Annotated in this window: 20 protein-coding genes; 14 read left to right on the top strand and 6 right to left on the bottom strand. The window is 66.9% G+C overall.

Annotated elements, in window-relative coordinates:
- The first annotated feature begins 23 nt into the window (after window positions 1-23).
- From AUL35_RS01655 to AUL35_RS01635, 5 genes are all read left to right on the top strand, one after another.
- Window positions 24-359: an AtpZ/AtpI family protein gene (locus AUL35_RS01655; protein ID WP_062011338.1), complete on the top strand. Its 336-nt coding sequence runs from the start codon at window positions 24-26 to the stop codon at window positions 357-359.
- A gap of 124 nt (window positions 360-483) precedes the next feature.
- Window positions 484-1,233 carry a F0F1 ATP synthase subunit A gene (locus AUL35_RS01650; RefSeq protein WP_062011337.1) on the top strand — a complete coding sequence of 250 codons (750 nt, stop codon included), beginning with the start codon at window positions 484-486 and terminating at the stop codon, window positions 1,231-1,233.
- 71 nt (window positions 1,234-1,304) lie between these two features.
- Window positions 1,305-1,532 carry a F0F1 ATP synthase subunit C gene (locus AUL35_RS01645; protein ID WP_062011335.1) on the top strand — a complete coding sequence of 76 codons (228 nt, stop codon included), beginning with the start codon at window positions 1,305-1,307 and terminating at the stop codon, window positions 1,530-1,532.
- Window positions 1,533-1,611: 79 nt separating this feature from the next.
- Window positions 1,612-2,226 carry a F0F1 ATP synthase subunit B gene (locus tag AUL35_RS01640; protein WP_062011333.1) on the top strand — a complete coding sequence of 205 codons (615 nt, stop codon included), beginning with the start codon at window positions 1,612-1,614 and terminating at the stop codon, window positions 2,224-2,226.
- Window positions 2,227-2,236: 10 nt separating this feature from the next.
- Window positions 2,237-2,719, top strand: a complete 483-nt coding sequence (locus tag AUL35_RS01635; RefSeq protein WP_062011331.1) for a F0F1 ATP synthase subunit B — start codon at window positions 2,237-2,239, stop codon at window positions 2,717-2,719.
- Between the two features lie 62 nt (window positions 2,720-2,781).
- Here AUL35_RS01635 and AUL35_RS01630 read toward each other — a convergent pair whose 3' ends face one another.
- Both AUL35_RS01630 and AUL35_RS01625 read right to left on the bottom strand, forming a co-directional pair.
- Window positions 2,782-3,414: a ribonuclease HII gene (locus tag AUL35_RS01630; RefSeq protein ID WP_062011330.1), complete on the bottom strand. Its 633-nt coding sequence runs from the start codon at window positions 3,412-3,414 to the stop codon at window positions 2,782-2,784.
- 64 nt (window positions 3,415-3,478) lie between these two features.
- On the bottom strand, window positions 3,479-4,627 hold the full coding sequence (locus tag AUL35_RS01625) for a PA0069 family radical SAM protein (RefSeq protein WP_062011328.1): 1,149 nt from the start codon (window positions 4,625-4,627) through the stop codon (window positions 3,479-3,481).
- 120 nt (window positions 4,628-4,747) lie between these two features.
- On the opposite strand from AUL35_RS01625, the gene AUL35_RS01620 reads away from it, so the two are divergent.
- Window positions 4,748-5,233, top strand: coding sequence for a hypothetical protein (locus AUL35_RS01620; protein WP_062011326.1), 486 nt, complete (start codon window positions 4,748-4,750; stop codon window positions 5,231-5,233).
- 19 nt (window positions 5,234-5,252) lie between these two features.
- Here the strand turns inward: AUL35_RS01620 and moaB are convergent, their stop codons facing one another.
- The 4 genes from moaB to AUL35_RS01600 form a co-directional block, all read right to left on the bottom strand.
- Window positions 5,253-5,795 (bottom strand): molybdenum cofactor biosynthesis protein B, encoded by a 543-nt coding sequence (gene moaB, locus AUL35_RS01615; protein WP_062011324.1) that lies wholly within the window; start codon window positions 5,793-5,795, stop codon window positions 5,253-5,255.
- Entirely contained in the window at window positions 5,788-6,690 is a 903-nt protein-coding gene (locus tag AUL35_RS01610) for a 4-(cytidine 5'-diphospho)-2-C-methyl-D-erythritol kinase (protein ID WP_062011322.1), read from the bottom strand. Before AUL35_RS01610 ends, moaB begins: the two co-directional genes overlap by 8 nt.
- A 4-nt stretch (window positions 6,691-6,694) precedes the next feature.
- Window positions 6,695-8,536 (bottom strand): tetratricopeptide repeat protein, encoded by a 1,842-nt coding sequence (locus tag AUL35_RS01605; RefSeq protein ID WP_062011320.1) that lies wholly within the window; start codon window positions 8,534-8,536, stop codon window positions 6,695-6,697.
- 140 nt (window positions 8,537-8,676) lie between these two features.
- A complete protein-coding gene (locus tag AUL35_RS01600) occupies window positions 8,677-9,690 on the bottom strand; it encodes a polyprenyl synthetase family protein (protein WP_062011318.1) in 1,014 nt (337 codons plus the stop codon).
- 141 nt (window positions 9,691-9,831) lie between these two features.
- Between AUL35_RS01600 and AUL35_RS01595 the strand changes: the two genes are divergently transcribed.
- From AUL35_RS01595 to AUL35_RS01560, 8 genes are all read left to right on the top strand, one after another.
- On the top strand, window positions 9,832-10,059 hold the full coding sequence (locus tag AUL35_RS01595; protein WP_062011316.1) for a DUF2007 domain-containing protein: 228 nt from the start codon (window positions 9,832-9,834) through the stop codon (window positions 10,057-10,059).
- On the top strand, window positions 10,049-10,810 hold the full coding sequence (locus AUL35_RS01590; RefSeq protein ID WP_062011314.1) for a tRNA1(Val) (adenine(37)-N6)-methyltransferase: 762 nt from the start codon (window positions 10,049-10,051) through the stop codon (window positions 10,808-10,810). Before AUL35_RS01595 ends, AUL35_RS01590 begins: the two co-directional genes overlap by 11 nt.
- A 78-nt stretch (window positions 10,811-10,888) precedes the next feature.
- Complete coding sequence (locus tag AUL35_RS01585; protein ID WP_082666021.1) at window positions 10,889-11,746, top strand: S49 family peptidase; 858 nt, start codon at window positions 10,889-10,891, stop codon at window positions 11,744-11,746.
- A 62-nt stretch (window positions 11,747-11,808) separates the two neighbouring features.
- Entirely contained in the window at window positions 11,809-11,988 is a 180-nt protein-coding gene (locus AUL35_RS01580; protein WP_062011463.1) for a hypothetical protein, read from the top strand.
- 97 nt (window positions 11,989-12,085) lie between these two features.
- Complete coding sequence (locus AUL35_RS01575) at window positions 12,086-13,021, top strand: glycine--tRNA ligase subunit alpha (protein WP_062011311.1); 936 nt, start codon at window positions 12,086-12,088, stop codon at window positions 13,019-13,021.
- A gap of 95 nt (window positions 13,022-13,116) precedes the next feature.
- On the top strand, window positions 13,117-14,022 hold the full coding sequence (locus AUL35_RS01570; protein ID WP_062011309.1) for a neutral zinc metallopeptidase: 906 nt from the start codon (window positions 13,117-13,119) through the stop codon (window positions 14,020-14,022).
- Between the two features lie 87 nt (window positions 14,023-14,109).
- Window positions 14,110-16,239 carry a glycine--tRNA ligase subunit beta gene (gene glyS / locus AUL35_RS01565; protein ID WP_062011307.1) on the top strand — a complete coding sequence of 710 codons (2,130 nt, stop codon included), beginning with the start codon at window positions 14,110-14,112 and terminating at the stop codon, window positions 16,237-16,239.
- Window positions 16,240-16,251: 12 nt separating this feature from the next.
- Complete coding sequence (locus tag AUL35_RS01560) at window positions 16,252-17,331, top strand: acyltransferase (protein ID WP_062011305.1); 1,080 nt, start codon at window positions 16,252-16,254, stop codon at window positions 17,329-17,331.
- Window positions 17,332-17,564: the final 233 nt, after the last annotated feature.

The raw sequence follows: 17,564 nt of genomic DNA, 5'->3' as shown, positions 1-17,564 counted from the left end.
GATCCGGCCGGCGCGACGACAGGATGACCATGAGTGAGCCAGAGCGCCCCGACCTGCGCAGCGACGCCGAACTGGCACGCGACCGCGCCTCGCTTCACGCAAGGCTCGATGCGCTGAAGTCGAGCCGGACCGCCGACGACGCCCCGGAGCCGTCGCGTGCGGTGAAAGGAATGGCCGAGGGTTTCAAGATCGCGAGCGAGTTCATCGCGGGCATCGTCGTGGGGGCCGTGATCGGCTACGGCATCGATCAACTGTTCGGCACCACGCCGTTCGGGCTCATCGTCTTCCTGCTCTTGGGCTTTGCCGCAGGCGTTCTCAACGTCATTCGCAGCGCGGGGCGCAAGCCGACCGCGCCGTGAACGCGCGCATCGCGGCGAAGTCACTCCAACATCATCCAAATCGCCCCGTGGAGGTTGCGAAGCAGGGATCGTGACGCTATGGCAGTGGCGCCCGGAACGGGCTCCGCATCAAAAGGGTGAGACGTTGGCGAACGATCCGCTTCATCAGTTCCAGATTTCTCGGATCGTCCCGATCGAGATCGGCGGCCTCGACTTTTCCTTCACGAATTCTTCGCTGTTCATGGTGGCGACCGTCGCCGTGACCACGGGCTTCCTTTACTGGTCGACGCGCAGCCGTGGCCTCGTGCCGAACCGCTCCCAATCGGTGTCCGAGCTTTCCTACGAGTTCATCGCGAAGATGCTCCGCGATGCGACCGGGTCTGCTGGAATGCAGTTCTTCCCGCTCGTGTTCTCGCTCTTCAGCTTCATTCTGGTCGCGAACCTGATCGGAATGTTCCCCTACTTCTTCACGGTCACCAGCCACATCATCGTCACCTTCGCGCTGGCGCTGCTCGTGATCGGAACCGTGGTCTTTTACGGCATCAAGAAGAACGGCGCCGGCTGGTTCGGCATCTTCGTGCCCTCCGGCGTCCCGGGCGTCATCCTGCCCTTCGTCGTCCTGATCGAGATCATCTCGTTCCTGTCGCGCCCGATCTCTCTCTCGGTTCGTCTCTTCGCCAACATGCTGGCGGGCCACATCACGCTCAAGGTCTTCGCGGGCTTCGTGGTGTCGCTCAGCAGCCTCGGCGCCTTCGGCGTCCTCGGCTCGATCCTGCCCCTCGTCATGACGGTCGCCATCACCGCGCTCGAATTCCTTGTGGCCTTCCTCCAGGCCTACGTCTTCGCGGTTCTGACCTGCATGTACCTGAACGACGCGGTTCACGCTCACCACTGACCGCGCCCACCATTCGCGGCCGGCCGGTCGCGGATCACCGATCCCGCACGATCCAATCAAAGGAGTATCCCATGGACGCGGAAGCTGCACGTTACATCGGCGCTGGTCTGGCCTGCTTCGGCATGGCGGGTACCGCTCTCGGCCTCGGCAACATGTTCGCCCAGTTCCTCTCGGGCGCGCTGCGCAACCCCTCGGCTGCGGACGGCCAGTTCGGCCGCCTGATCTTCGGCTTCGCCGTGACCGAGGCGCTCGGCATCTTCTCGCTGCTGATCGCTCTTCTGCTGCTGTTCGCCGTCTAAGACTGCGTCCGGCAGGGATTGTGCCGCCCGGCCGCGCCCGATCCGGGGCGCGGCCGGTCCCATATCATCGAGGATCGAGATGTTCGTGACGCAAGCGCTTGCGCAAGACCACACAACCGGCACCGACCATTCGGCGCCACCGAACGCCGTTCCTGTGATGCCGACCAATGCCGAGACCGTCGCCCACGAGGGCGGTCACGAGTCGGCGCCTTTTCCGCCGATGAACCCCGAATACTTCGCGTCCCAGCTTCTTTGGCTCGCGATCACCTTCGGCGTCTTCTACTACGTCCTGTCGAAGACGATCATGCCACGCATCGCGGAGATCCTCGAGAATCGCCAGGGGCGGATCACGACCGACCTCGAAGCCGCCGAGCGCATGCGCGCCGATGCGGACGAGGCGCAGGCCGCCTACGAGCAGGAACTCGCCTCCGCGCGCGAGAACTCGCACCGCATCGCCATCCAGGCGCGTGACGCCGCCCGCACCGATGCGGACGCTCAGCGCAAACGTATCGAGGCCGAACTCGACGGACGTCTCGAATCCGCGCAGGCCCGGATCGAGGACATCAAGGCGAAGGCACTGGCCGACGTCGACGCCATCGCGGAAGATGCGACCGACGCCATTCTGACCGAGCTGACCGGCCAGCAGGTGCCGCGCGAAGACGTGTCCCGCGCCGTGCGCTCCGTTCGGGCCTGAGAGGAAACCCATGGCGTTCGACAATAGCTTCTGGGCTTTCATCGGCCTCATTCTCTTCTTCGTTCTCGTCGCCTACCTGAAGGCGCCTTCGAAGCTCAGCCAGACCCTCGATCGTCGCGCGCAGCGCATCCGCAACGAACTTGCCGAGGCTCAAGCGCTGAAGGAAGAATCCAAGCGGCAGCTCGCCGAGTATCAGCGTCGCCGCCGCGAGGCCGAGACCGAGGCGCGCGATATCGTCGCCGCCGCGCAGCGCGAGGCCGCCGCTCTGGTCGACGAAGCCCGGCAGAAGAGCGAGGACTACGTCGCGCGCCGCACGCAGATCGCCGAGCAGAAGATCGCCCAGGCCGAGGCGGACGCGATCGCCGAAGTGCGCTCGACGGCGGTCGATATCGCGGTGAACGCCGCGACCCGCATCATCGCCGAGCGCAACGTCGGGGGCGACACACGGCTTCTCGACCAGTCGATCGACGATGTGCGTCGCCGTCTGAACTAGTCCGCACCGTCCAGGTGTTTCGAGAGCCGGTCGCGGTGTTCTGCGACCGGCTCTTTTTTTGCCTATCGCCGGGACGGGCCGGGCCAGTCCTTGAGCGGGCCGAAGGTCATGCGATGGTGCGGCGAGGGGCCATGGTGTTCGATCGCCCGACGATGTTCCACGGTCGGATAGCCCATGTGCCGTCCGAAGCCATAGCGGGCGTCCTGAGCTTCGAGCCGCTGCATCGCTCGATCACGCATGACCTTGGCGACGATGGACGCGGCGCCGATCGACAGCGACAGCGCATCCCCGCCGATGACCGCGCGCGCCGGCTGCACGAGCCCGGGCGGTACGTCGCGACCGTCGATCAGCACGGTCGCGGGAGGAACCGGCAGGGCGGCCACGGCGCGGCGCATCGCCAGAAGCGTTGCGCGCCGAATGTTCAACCGATCGATCTCCCTTGCCGAGGCGAAGGCGAAGGACACGTCCGCGACGGACAGGATTTCCCGGAAGACCTTCTCCCGCTGCGCTGCCGTCAGGGCCTTCGAGTCACCGATTCCCTCCGGCACGATATTCCGGTTCAGGATCACCGCCGCCGCAACGACCGGTCCCGCGAGCGGACCGCGACCCGCTTCGTCGACGCCGCAAACGGGGCCAGCCACCTCATCCTCTATCGTGAAGCTCGGAACGGTGGCGGGACGCGCGGAACGGGGCATAGGCGTGGCTTGCCGGATCGGCACTGTGCGCGCAAGGTTCAGGTCCGGGTTCGCCTTTCGGTCGTTAGAGAAGGGCGAGCTGTACGCCCGCGCCGCGCGGTGCTCGGAAGAGATCGGTCCGCAGCCTGGTTCGCTCGAGATTGAGGTCCAGTCGCTTGGCCGCGATCTCGAAGCGGCGACGGATCTGCATCGCGTAGGGTCCCTTGCCCGACATGCGACGGCCCCACTCGGCGTCGTAGTCCTTGCCGTCGCGCATCGAGCGCAGGAGCGCCATCACGTGCCGGTAGCGGTTCGGATAGTGCTGCTCCAGCCATTCCCGGAAGAGGGGCGACACTTCGAGCGGAAGGCGCAGAAGAACGTATCCGACCTCTCTCGCCCCAGCGGCGGCGGCGGCCTCCAGCAGGCGCTCGATCTCGCAATCCGTCAGGCCCGGGACGATGGGTGCCGTCATTACCATCGTCGGTACGCCGGCCTCGCTGAGTTGGCGAACCGTGTCGAGACGCTTTGCAGGCGTCGCCGCACGAGGTTCCATCAAACGCGCCATGGTGCGGTCGAGGGTCGTCACCGACAGGGCGACCTTCGCGAGGCCCTTGGCCGCCATGCGCGAGAGGATGTCGAGATCGCGCAGCACGAGCGCCGACTTCGTGACGATGCCGACCGGATGGTTGGCGGCCTCCAGCACCTCCAGGATCTCGCGCATGATGCGCTCACGCTTCTCGATCGGCTGGTAGGGATCGGTGTTCGCCCCGATGGCGAGCGCCTTCGGCTCGTAGCCGGCCTTTGAGATCTCGGCCTCCAGAAGTTCGGCCGCGTTGCGCTTTGCAAAGAGCTTCGACTCGAAGTCCAGTCCCGCCGACAGGCCCATGTAAGCGTGCGTCGGCCGCGCGAAACAGTAGACGCAACCGTGCTCGCAGCCACGGTAAGGATTCACGGACTGCTCGAAGGAGATGTCCGGCGAGTCGTTGCGACTGATGATCGTGCGGGCGGCTTCGTTCTGGACCTCCGTGCGGAAGGCGGGGAGATCCTCCATCGAGTTCCAGCCGTCATCGAAGGACGAACGCGAGAACGGCTCGAAGCGACCGGACGGGTTCAAGCCCGCACCGCGACCACGCCGCCGTTCGAAGCCGACCCGCAGCCCCGCATCCGACAGAAGACGCTGTGCCAGATCGGTCGATCCGGTTGCGCTCGGCAGGTTGGTCGCAGTTTCCGGCATAGGGTTGCAGTCCTGATCGTCCACCGTTCGATCGGTGGAATCTACGATCCGCCAGAGAACAATACAAGAACAAAGTGATTCGCTGGCTTTCGCCGCCGCGAACCGCTAAGGCAATAAGCCATGCTGACCGCCGTTGTCTGGGGTGTTTCGACCCCGCGTCCGTTCGCCTCCACCCTCGCGGCGTTGGTTCCTGCGGCCGTCGACGGTGCGTTGCGGGAAGTCGTGGTGGCGGGGCTGCCGGACGATCCGGACTGCCGCTCGATCGCGGATCACGCGGGTTGCCGGGTGGCGGCGACGGACGGGGCGCCAGCCGAGGCGAGCGCGCGCTTGAAGGGAAGCTGGATCCTCCTTCTGCGCAGCGGCGACCGCCTGCCAGAGGATTGGCTGGACGGTGTGGACCGGCACCTCGCGCGAAGCGATCGGCCCGCGCGTCTAACGGTCCAGCGGCATGATTGGCCACGGTGGCGATGGCTCGTCGGCTGGCGAGCGTTCGCGTATCTGATGCCGAAGGACGAGCTCGGGCGGAACGAAGCCGCCACCTGGGCGGCGCTGGCGTCGGCGCCACGGGGAGCCGTCCTGCGGACGGGACGGCCGCGCCGCGACTGACCGAACCGGCCTGGCGGGTTCAGGCGCCGGCAGCGCCTCGGCGAAGGTGTTCGTCCAGACGCGGCATGATCTCGACGAAGTTGCAGGGCTTGTGCCGGTAGTCGAGCTGCGCGGCCAGAATATGATCCCACGCATCGCGACAGGCGCCCGGCGAGCCCGGTAGGACAAAGACGAAGGTCGCGTTGACGACACCGCCGGTCGCGCGGCTCTGGATCGTCGAGACGCCGATCTTCTCGAACGAGATGCGATGGAACACGGCCGAGAAGCCTTCCATCCGCTTCTCGAAGATCGGCTCCAGCGCTTCGGGCGTGACGTCCCGTCCGGTAAAGCCGGTGCCGCCGGTCGTGATCACGACATCGACGGACTCGTCCCGCGACCAGGCGAGGACCGTTTCGCGGATCGCCTCGAGGTCGTCGGGCACGATCCGGCGGTCGGCAAGGCGATGGCCCACCCCGGTCAGCCGTTCGGCCAGCGTGTCGCCGGACCGATCGTCGGCGATCGTGCGCGAATCCGAAACGGTCAGAATGGCGATGCCAAGCGGCAGGAAGGCTCGTTCAGACATGGGATGCTTCCGTCGAAATGGCGGTCGCGCGCACCCACCAGCCGGGATGTCGCGCGGCGATGCGCTCGGCCGCCAGACGGCATCCATTCTCGGACCCGAAGAGACCGAAGACCGTGGCGCCCGATCCCGACATGCGGGCGAGAAGCGGATCGCTGCGTTCAACCGCCTCGAGCGCTTCGCCGATGACAGGCTCGAGAGCGACGGCCGGGGGCATCAGGTCGTTGCGGCAAAGCCGAAGATAGTCTGCCAACGCCGACGGTACCGCGAAGCCCTCGTCAGGGAGATCGGGAAGCGGCTCGTTGTCCCGTCGCAGCAGCGCCGAAAACACGGCAGGCGTCGGAACTTCGACGCGCGGATTCACGAGGAGGACGAAGATCGGTGCGGTAATGAGGAGAGCCGTGCTCAGTTCGCCGATACCGCGAACGCGGGCGTTGGCGCCGTCCATGCACATCGGTACGTCGGCGCCAAGGCTTAGAGCAGCGATCCGCAGGTCCTTGGCGCAGGATGGCTGTCGTTCCGCAAAAAGGCGCAGGAGAGCGGCGGCGTCGGCCGAACCACCTCCGATGCCCGAGGAGGGCGGAAGGTTCTTGGTCAGCCGGACTGCTTGCGGCGGCAGGCGATGCCCGGCGGCGTCGAGTACCGTTCGCGCGGCGTTCAGGGCCTTCAGGACGATGTTGTCGCTTCCCGCAGGAAGCCGGTGCCCGAAATCGCCCGTCAGTTCCAGCCGGTCCGTCGAACTCGGCGCGATGTCGAGACGATCGCCCTCACGAGCGAAGACGACGAGGCTGTCGAGCTCGTGATAACCGTCGGCTCGCTGTCCGATGACGTGCAGCGCGAGATTGATCTTGGCCCGTGCCTGGACCGTGACCGGAGCGACCGACGCCGCTGCGTCCACCGGTTCAGTTCGGCTGCGAGGGTGCGGAGGAGCGAACGTCGTTCGACGCCCGCTCGCCGACCGGTGCCGCGTCCGGCGCGGTCGCCTTGACGGGCGTCGCGACGCCTTCCAGGCCGTTCGCGACCTTCTGCTTGATGCGATTCACGTCGGCCGCCTCGGGAGCGGGCTGGCCAACCAGGGCCCGGTTCCACTGGAAGCGCGCCTCGCGGGTGCGACCGACGCGCCAGTAGGCGTCGCCCAGATGATCGTTGATCGTCGGGTCGGCGGGCGTGATCAGAACCGCGCGCTCCAGCTGCTCCACGGCGTCGTCGTAACGTCCCAGCCGGTAGTAGGCCCAACCCAGCGAGTCGATGATGTAGCCGTCGTTGGGACGCAGATCGACGGCGGTCTTGATCATCTCAAGACCCTCGTCGAGGTTCCGGTTCATGTCGACCCAGGAGTATCCGAGATAGTTCAGGACCTGCGGCTGGTCAGGAGAGATCTCGAGCGCCTTCTTGAAGTCCGGCTCGGCCTTGTCCCACTGCTTCAGCCGCTCGTAGGCGATGCCGCGCTGATAGTAGATGTTCCAGAGCGTCGGGCTCTCGGTTGGCGCAAGGGCCAGGGCCTTGTCGAGCATCTCGACCGCTTCGCCGTAGTTCTTGTCGGCCGAGAGGACGTCGGCTAGCGCCAAGCGGGCCTGCAGATCGTCGGGATAGCGCTCGACGGCCGTGCGCAGATGCTCCGTCGCCTCGGGCTTACGCTCGGCCTGCCAAAGGTCGAGACCCATCTGCAGCTCGGCGGTGCGCCGATAGGGCGAGCCCTCGGGAATCTGCTTATAGTAGGAGATTGCCAGATCGACCTGCTGCGAGCGGTCGGCGATGCCGGCCAGCGCCGTCAGGAGCTTGTCGTCCGGTCGCTCGGCGACGGCCCTGGCGAACTGGAAGTAAAGCAGGGCGACGTCCTGGCCGTCGCCGCGATTGATCGCCTGGCCCAGGACGTATAGCGCCTCGGCAGCACCGTTGCGGGCATTGGCATAGGGAGGCTCGATGGCCTGGCCCTCGTCGATCTGCTTCCGCAGTTGGGCCAATGGCTCGTAGTTCGGGGCCAGCGCCAGACCCTTGTCCACGGCCGCCAGCGCTTCCGGCTTGTGCTTCGCCCGCGCCTCGATGCGCGCCAGCGCCTCGGCGCCGGCCAGATAGGCGTCGACGGAGGTCTGGGCGGAGCCCTGGTCGTCGAGCAAAGCTCCGAGCGACTTGCGGGCGCGCGGCAGATCGTTTCCGAGCGCCGCGATCAGACCGGTCTGGTACTGATTGAAGGCGGCGAACCAGGTCGCACCCTTCAGCTTGTCGAGGCGGGCGAGGGCGGCCTTGGTGCGACCCGCTCCGGCATCGGCCCAGGAGGCGAGCTGAGCCAGCAGAAGCGTGTCCAGGTCGCTCGTATCGCCGATCTGCCACTCCTGGACCGCTGCGTCGAAGCGGCCCTTGCGCAAGGCGTCGAGGCCGAGCGCGATGCGGGCAACCTTGCCGACATCCGCATTGTCGGTGAGCTTCCCCGCAAGTTCGACGCCCCGCTCGAAGCGACCGTCGGCCAGGTAGGCGAACATGGCCTCCTGCTGGAGAACGTCGGAATCGGGGTCGAGCGACAACGCTCGGTCGTAGTACTCAGCCGCGATGTCAGGCTGGCGGTTCTCGCGAGCCTGCTTGGCGGCAAGATAGGCGCCCGACAGGGACTGGACGGCGGTAGGCGGAAAGGCGTCCGGCTTTGGCGCGCCTTGCGCATCCTGTGCTCGGGCCAGATGGACAGGCAGGATCAGCACACCCGCCAGCGCAGCGTTTCGGGCGATCCGCGTGATGCGCGTTGTATCCACGTCGAGTTTCCTCCGGCTGACGGCTAGGCGATGCCGCGCTGCGAACGCGCCATCTAACGGTGGTGCCCGGCGCACGCCAAGACCGCGATGTGCCCGTTTGCTGCCGCAGAATGTTTATTTTGCGACCGATCCGCCGTGCGTCAGCTGATGCGGTCGATGCAGAAATCGACGACGGCTGCGAGAGCATCGCGACTATCGCCTGCGGGAAGCTTGCGAACGGCATCGAGCGCCCGTGCGCCATGCTGACGCGCCCGCTCGCGCGTCGCTTCCAGCGCTCCGTGGCGTTCGAGGAGCAGGCGCGCCCGCTCCAGCGCTCCGTCGTCGTTCCGGCCGTTCTCCAGCGCCTCGCGCCAGAAGGCGCGCTCGCTCTCGTTGGCCGATCCGTGCGCGAGGATGACGGGCAGGGTGATCTTGCCCTCTCGGAAGTCGTCGCCGACGTTCTTGCCGAGATCTCCGGCCGAGCCGCCATAGTCGAGGACATCGTCGACGAGCTGGAAGGCGAGCCCGAGATGCAGGCCATAATCCCGCATGGCGACGTGCGCCGCATCGTCCGCGCCCGCGATCACCGGCCCGACCTCGGCCGCTGCGGCAAACAGCGCGGCCGTCTTGGCGCCGATCACGGCGGCGTAGTCCTCTTCGGTCGTTGCGAGGCTCTTGGCTGCCGAGAGTTGCCAGACCTCGCCTTCAGCGATGACCGCGGACGCGTTCGACAGAATGGCGAGCGCCCGCATGGAGCCGACCTCCACCATCATCTTGAACGCCTGACCGAGGAGATAGTCGCCGACGAGAACGCTCGCCTGGTTGCCCCAGATCGTCCGGGCGGTCTTTCTGCCGCGGCGAAGGTTGCTCTCGTCCACGACGTCGTCGTGCAGGAGCGTCGCGGTGTGCAGGAACTCGACGCTGGCGGCCAGCTTGATGTGGCCATCGCCCCGGTAGCCGAAGGCGAGCGCGGAGGCGATCGTCAGCATCGGGCGCAGGCGCTTGCCCCCCGAGCCGATGAGGTGCTCGGCGATCTCGGGGATGAGTTCGACGTTCGAACCCGCCATCGAGAGGATCAGCTGGTTGACGCGCTGCATGTCGTCGCGCGTCACGGCCACGATGGGGTCGATCGAGGCGGTGGGCGAGGCGCGGCCAACCGGGCTTGCGAGGCTCAATGGACTTCTCCGTTCGTTGCGCGGGCAATAGCTGCCGGCGCTCGCAGCGGCAAGGAGCAAGATGGCGTCCGCCTCCGGGAGTGGAAGGCCGACGATCTCGCGCCGCTTGCCCCGAGCGGCGATTGCGGGCAAGTCGCGTCGATGCTCGAACTCATCCGCACGAACGACCCCGTCCTCCTGTCCTTCGTGCAGTCGCTGCTGAAGGACGCAGGCATCGGCCACTTTCTGGCCGACTCGCACATGAGCGTGCTGGATGGCTCGATCGGCGTCCTGCCTCGCCGCCTTCTGGTGGACGGCGAGGAGATCGAACGCGCCCGGCGGCTCGTGCGGGACGCCGAACTCGGACACGAACTCACCGATGAGCGATGAGACGAGCGAGTTCACGCACGACGCGTTTCTGAACGATCGCTTCCGCCTATGGCAGCCTCGCGGCGGCGCTCTGCGGGCCGGACATGACGCGCTGCTTGTCGCGGCGGCCTTGCCGGAGATGGCGACCGGGGCGGCGGTCGATATGGGCGCGGGAACCGGAGCCGTTGGATTCGTCGCGGCCACGAGAGCGCCTCGACTGCGCGTCGTCCTCGCCGAACGAGAGCCATCGCTGACGCAGCTCCTGCGTCGCTCGATCGAGGAAACGTCTGACCCGCTGCGCATGCGGCTCGGCGTGGCCGAGGTGGATCTTCTGGCGACCCGCTCGCTGCGCGAGGCGGCGGGCCTGCATGACGGCGCGTTCGACTGGGTGCTGACGAACCCGCCCTTCCATCCGACAGAAGGCCGCGTCTCGCCCGATCCGGTACGCGCGGCCGCTCTCACCATGCCCGCCCCGGATTTTCTGGCGCGCTGGGTGGCCGTCGCCGCGACCTTCCTTCGCCATGGCGGATATCTCATAGCGGTGGGGCGACCCGAGAACCTGCCGACGCTCTTCTCGGCCGCGGAGAATCGTCTCGGCTCGGTGGCCGTGCTGCCGATCCATACGGGCGACAAACCGGCTCATCGCATTCTCCTGACGGCGGTTCGCGGCTCTCGCGCGCCGCTGCGCATCCTCCCGTCGTTCAGGCTCGACGAGGAGGCGCGGCGGCGACTATCGGCAGGAGAGGGTCTGCCCGTTCGCCTGGTGCCATAGGCGTTCGAGTTTGGCGCTGGCGATCACCATGCCTACATGCGCGGGACCCGTTCTTCCCAAGCAAGGCAACCCAGCTCCGTGGCCTCCACTCTCCGCCGCTTTCTACCCAAGCGATTCCGGTCGCAGGATGTCGTGGTGCCGCTCGTGCGCCTCAACGGCGCCATCATGGCGAGCGGCGGACCGCTGCGGCCGACCCTGTCCCTTGCCGCCGTCGCCCCACTTCTCGAGCGAGCCTTCGCGCAGAAAGAGGCTGCGGCGGTCGCCATCAGCGTGAATTCGCCAGGCGGCTCGCCCGTCCAGGCACGGCTGATCTACCAGCGCATCCGCGACCTCGCCGCCGAGAAGAACAAGCACGTCATCGTCGGCTGCGAGGATCTCGCAGCGTCCGGCGGCTACATGATCGCCTGTGCCGGTGACGAGATCGTCGCCGATCCGTCCACAGTTGTCGGTTCGATCGGTGTCGTTTCGGGCGGCTTCGGCTTCGTGGATCTGATCGGAAAGCTCGGCATCGAGCGCCGGGTGCATACGGCGGGGCAGAACAAGGCGACGCTCGATCCCTTCCGCCCCGAGCGTCCGGAGGACGTCGAGCATCTCAAGGCGCTGCAACTCGACGTTCATGCGACGTTCATCGACCTCGTCAAGGCGCGGCGCGGGACGAAGCTCGCCGACGATCCGAACCTCTTCACCGGCCTGTTCTGGTCGGGCGTGCGGGGGCTGGAACTCGGTTTGGTGGACCGCCTCGGCGACCTTCGCACGGTCGTCCGGGAGCGCTACGGCGACAAGGCGACGCTCGGCCTCGTCCAGCAGAAGCGCGGGCTCCTGTCGCTGCGAGCCGCCGCGCCCGGCGTTCAAATCGGCTTCGATGCCGCGCGCCTCGGCGTCGGGCTCATCGAGGCGGCGGAGGAGCGGGCGCTCTGGGCACGCTACGGGCTTTGAGTGGCCTTCACTTCGCCTCGCTCGGGTTGCATAGTCGGCGCGTGTGACCCATGGCGGACCTCATGCCCCTGATCCTTTTCGGCCTCGTCGGAGCCGCGGCCTATTACGGCTACCAGCAGCTGCAGCGCTCGACGACCCGCGTCGTCGAGCGCAATCGTCGCTCGGAGGCGGAACTGCGCACCGGCGCGCAGGGCACGCTCGTACGCGACACGGACGGCGTCTACCGGCTTCGCCCGGACTGATCCGGCTACGCCCGGCCCAAGGCTTGACCCCTCGGCAGGCCGCGTGGCAACTCGCCGGGAAACCGCGCCATCCGCGCGCGATCCGAGGCGTTTCTCCATGTCCGACCTTCCGCCCCACATGCGGCCCGAGCGCTCCTTCCAGGGGCTCATTCTCGCGCTGCACCGCTACTGGGCCGACTACGGCTGCGTCGTGCTGCAGCCCTACGACATGGAGGTCGGCGCCGGCACGTTCCATCCGGCGACCACGCTACGCGCGCTGGGCCCGAAAAGCTGGAACGCGGCCTACGTCCAGCCCTCGCGCCGGCCCAAGGATGGCCGCTACGGCGAGAACCCGAACCGGCTCCAGCACTACTACCAGTACCAGGTCATCCTGAAGCCGAACCCGCCCAACCTGCAGGAGCTTTATCTCGGCTCGCTGAAGGCGATCGGCATAGACATGGGGCTGCACGACATCCGCTTCGTCGAGGACGACTGGGAGTCGCCGACCCTCGGCGCTTGGGGTCTCGGATGGGAGTGCTGGTGCGACGGCATGGAAGTGTCGCAGTTCACCTACTTCCAGCAGGTGTGCGGCATCGAGTGCGCGCCGGTCGCGGGCGAGCTCACCTACGGGCTGGAGCGCCTCGCCATGTACGTCCAGAACGTCGACAACGTCTACGACCTCAACTTCAATGGTCGCGAGGGCGACGAGAAGGTGACCTACGGCGACGTGTTCCTGCAGGCCGAGCAGGAATACTCCCGCTACAATTTCGAGCATGCCGACACGGCCATGCTCCTTCGCCACTTCGAGGACGCGGAGCGGGAATGCCGGGCGCTGCTGGAAGCGGGTGCCGACGGCGAGAACCTTCATCGCTGCGTGCTGCCGGCCTATGATCAGGCCATCAAGGCCAGCCACGCCTTCAATCTTCTCGACGCGCGTGGCGTGATCTCTGTGACCGAGCGGCAGAGCTTCATCCTTCGCGTCCGCACGCTGGCGAAGAGCTGCGGCGAGGCGTTCCTGCGCACCGAGGCAGGCGGCGCGAGGAGGGCGGCCTGACCGCTAAAAACCGTTCGCGTCGATTACTTCATTCCCACCGGGGTCGCTGCGCCTATCTGTCGCTCGCAGGGATGTGAAGCGGCCAGGAGATAGGCATGGAGTGGCGCGGTCGACGCGAGAGTTCCAATATCGAGGACCAGCGCGGAAGCGGTGGTCTGGGAGGTGGTCTGGGTCGCGGGGGCGGAGGCTTGCGCATCCCGATCCGCGCGGGTGGCGGGGGCGGCATCGGCCTCATCATCATCCTGGCGATCCTTTGGATCGGATTCGGCATCAATCCGCTTTCGGTAATCGGATTGGACGACGGATCGCAGCAGACCACGACGCGCACCGCGTCCAACAACGGACCCGGCGTCAACGGCACCGCCGATGACACCGACAATTTCGTGGCCGTCGTGCTCGGCGACACCGAAACGGTCTGGGGCAAGCGTTTCCAGCAGATGGGTCAGACCTACAAGGATCCGACGCTCGTGCTCTTCACGGGGCAGGTCTCGTCGGGCTGCGGCAATGCCTCGGCGGCGACCGGACCATTCTATTGTCCGTTGGATCAGAAGCTCTATCTCGACACCCGCTTCTTCGATCAGCTGCGCGAAGACCTTCAGGCGCCGGGCGATTTCGCTCAGGCCTATGTGATCGCCCACGAGGTCGGGCACCACGTCCAGAACCTTGAGGGTACGCTGGAGCGGATGACGCAGCAGCGCCAGCAGGCATCCGAAGCCGATGCCAATGCCATTTCGGTGCGCACCGAACTTCAGGCCGACTGCTACGCCGGCATCTGGGCTCACGACACCCAGCAGGCCGGATACGTCGAGAACGGCGACGTCGAGGAAGCGCTGAACGCGGCCAGCCGCATCGGTGACGACACGCTCCAGCGCCAGAGTCAGGGAACCGTGGTTCCCGACAGCTTCACGCACGGCACGTCCGCTCAGCGGGTGAACTGGTTCCGTCGCGGCATGACGAGCGGCGACATGGCCCAGTGCGACACGTTCAGCGGCCAGCTCTGAGCCGCTGGCGCCTCGCTCGCTTGCAATCGGCGGGGCGGCATGGTGTGAGGCGGGTCGATTGCCGACCCGCCCGGACCAGACCGCCCCATGCCCGATCTTCTGCTTGAACTCCGTTCGGAGGAAATCCCCGCCCGCATGCAGCGCAAGGCCGCCGGCGATCTGCGCCGCATGGTCACCGACGCGATGGTCGAGGCGGGTCTGACCTACGAGGGTGCCCGGGAATACTGGACGCCTCGCCGGCTGACACTCGACATTCGTGGCGTCGACGCCCGTTCGAAGGACGTGCGCGAGGAGCGCAAGGGGCCGCGTACGGATGCGCCGGAAAAAGCCATCGAAGGCTTCCTGCGCGGCGCGGGCCTTTCCAGCATCGATCAGGCCGAACGTCGCAGCGACGGCAAGAAGGGCGAGTTCTTCGTCGCGGTCGTCGAGCGTCCCGGCCGATCGGCCGAAGAGATCATCGCCGAAATCGTTCCGCGCACGATCCAGGACTTCCCTTGGCCCAAGTCCATGCGCTGGGGCGTCGCCTCGCGCGAGCCCGGATCGTTGCGCTGGGTCCGACCGCTTCAATCCATTCTCTGCGTCTTCGGCCCCGAGAACGGCGAGGCGGTCGTCGTGGACTTCGAGGTGAGCGGCATCCGGTCCGGAGACCGCACCGTCGGCCACCGTTTCCATGCGCCCGAGGAGTTTTCGGTGCGCCGCTTCGACGACTACGTTCGCAAGCTCGAGGCGGCCAAGGTCGTGCTCGACGCCGACCGCCGCAAGGACATCATTCGCACGGATGCCGAGCACCTCGCCTTCGCGCAGGGCCTCGAGATCGTTCCGGACGAGGGGCTGCTGGAGGAGGTGTCGGGCCTCGTCGAATGGCCGGTCGTGCTGATGGGAGAATTCGAGGAAAGCTTCCTCGCGATCCCGGCCGAGATGATCCAGCTGACGATCCGCACGAACCAGAAGTGCTTTGTCTGCCGGCGCTCGGGCGCGGAAGGGCTTAGCAACCGCTTCGTTCTCGTGTCCAACATCGAGGCGGCCGATGGCGGCGCCGAGATCGCACGCGGTAACGGAAAGGTCGTGCGGGCTCGCCTCTCTGACGCGCTCTACTTCTGGCACACGGATCAGGCCGCGCTGCCCGATCTGGCGAGCCTCTCGGACGCGGCCTCGCGCTTTAAGCTCGATCTCGCCAAGCCACTCGACCAGCGTATGGCCAAGCTCGACGCCCTGGGCGTGACCTTCCATGCCAAGCTGGGCACGCAGGGACAGCGCGTCGCGCGCATCCGCGATCTGGCGGCGGCCCTCGCGCCAATGGTCGGGGCCGACCCGGAAGCGGCGGCGCGCGCTGCCGTCCTCGCAAAAGCCGATCTCACGACCGAGGCCGTGGGCGAGTTCCCCGAGCTTCAGGGTTTCATGGGGCGTCGCTACGCGGCTTTGCAGGGAGAAGCGGGCTCCGTTCAGGCCGCGATCGAGGACCACTACAAGCCGCAGGGACCGGGCGACCGGGTGCCGAGCGATCCGGTGGCAATCGCCGTCGCGCTCGCCGACAAGCTCGATACGCTGCTCGGCTTCTGGGCGATCGACGAGAAGCCGACCGGGTCGAAGGACCCCTACGCTCTGCGGCGTGCCGCGCTCGGCGTCATCCGCATCGTTCTCGACAACGAACTGCGGCTGCCGTTCGATCGCTTCCTGACGACGGGCGATCTGCTCGCGTTCCTGCATGATCGTCTGAAGGTCCAGCTTCGCGAGGCCGGTGCGCGGCACGACCTCGTCGATGCGGTTCTCGCGGGAAGCGGCGAGGGCGCGCGGCGCGACGACCTTCTCGATGTCTCGCGACGCGTCGCCGAACTCGGTCGCCTGCTCGACAGTCCGGATGGAGCGAACCTCCTGTCCGCCTACCGGCGCGCGGCCAACATTTTGGCGGCCGAGGAGAAGAAGGGTACGCGGGTCGCGGATGCGGTGAACCCGGCGACCTTCGAGGACGATGCCGAACGAGCGCTCGCACAGGCGATCGACCGGGCGGAAGCCGAACTGCGGCAGGCCCTGGCGGCGGAAGATTATGCGACGGCAACCGCCTCGCTCGCCCGGCTGCGCGAGCCGGCCGACCTCTTCTTCGAGCGGGTTCTTGTTAATGCGCCGGATGAAGATGTCCGAGCCAACCGGCTGGCACTCCTCGCTCGCATCCGCACCGCGACCGACAAGCTCGCGGATTTCTCGCGCATCTCGGGCTAGGGCGCCGCACGCTTGAGCAAGACCGTTCCCGTCCGCATTCCCGCGATCCAGGGACTGCGGGCGGTGGCCGCCCTCATGGTGGTCGCGGCGCATATCAAGATCGCGCTCGAGATCGAACTCCTGCGCATCCCGATCCCGGATCTTCCGCTCAGCCCCTTTCCGCTGGTCGCGGGCGTCGACGTCTTCTTCGTCGTGTCGGGCTTCGTCATGGCGCATGCGTCCGATCGGCTGTTCGGGCGACCGGGGGCGTGGAAGCTGTTCCTGTGGCGGCGCCTTGCGCGGATCGTGCCGCTCTACTGGCTGATCACGCTCGCGCTGCTCGCGCTTATGGTCGCGATCCGGTCGCCTGTCCTCGAGCAGACGACGCCCTGGCAAATCGCCGCCTCGTTCCTGTTCGTGCCGACGCTCAATCCGGATGGCTTTCCGGTGCCGCTTCTCGATGTCGGCTGGACCCTGAACTACGAGATGGCCTTCTACGTCGTCTTCGCGCTTTTCATCGCATGGCGGAGGTCGGTCGCGCTCGCGGCGACGGCGGGGGCGCTCGTCCTTCTCGTCGCGCTTCATCCACTCCTCGCTGTGCAAGGCACCGCGCTCCGGTTCTGGTCAGACCCGATCGTTCTGGAGTTTCTCGGCGGTATTGTGCTCCATGCCCTCGTGCGCGGCGGGCTCGTTCTGTCGCCGTGGACCCGTGTCCTGATGGTCGGCGCGGCCTTCGCCGTGCTGGCCACCTGTCCTGCGCTGGATGTCCCGTGGCGCTGGCTTCAATGGGGCGTGCCGGCGATGCTTCTCGTCGGGGCGGCGGTCTGTGGTCCCGTCTCCTTCGGCCAGTGGAGGCCGGTCATCGAGCGGGCCGGCGACATTTCCTACGCGCTGTACCTCGTTCATTTCTTCGCGATCCGGGCCGTCGCCCAGATCGCGCGCCGCCAGGAATGGGATGCATCGCTCCCGTTCCTCGTTCTCTTCTCGGCGGCCGTTGTAGGGTTGGCTTTAGTTCTGTCCTGGCTGCTCCACACGGCGTTCGAGCGGCCGGCCATGCGGTGGCTGCGGCGGTTCGAGCCCGCACGGCCGACGCAAGCGGTGCCGATTTCGTGATTCGTTGAGCCGACCAAACGGTTCCGGGTTGAGCCAGAAGCAAGGCTTCGCAGATCTAATGGACCAGCACGGACGACATTGTAACAATTCGTGATCGTCAGTGCCCGGAACCCGCCGGATTAGTGAACGACAGAGGCGGCGAACGGCGAGCTGAGCGAAAGACGGCTCCGCTCATGACTTGGACAGTTGGAGGGGCGGCCCGCTCGGGCCGTGTCGACAAATCACCGCTGCTC

The organism is Aureimonas sp. AU4 (assembly GCF_001463765.1).
Taxonomy (GTDB): Bacteria; Pseudomonadota; Alphaproteobacteria; order Rhizobiales; family Rhizobiaceae; genus Aureimonas.
This window is presented reverse-complemented; position numbering and strand designations above follow the sequence as displayed.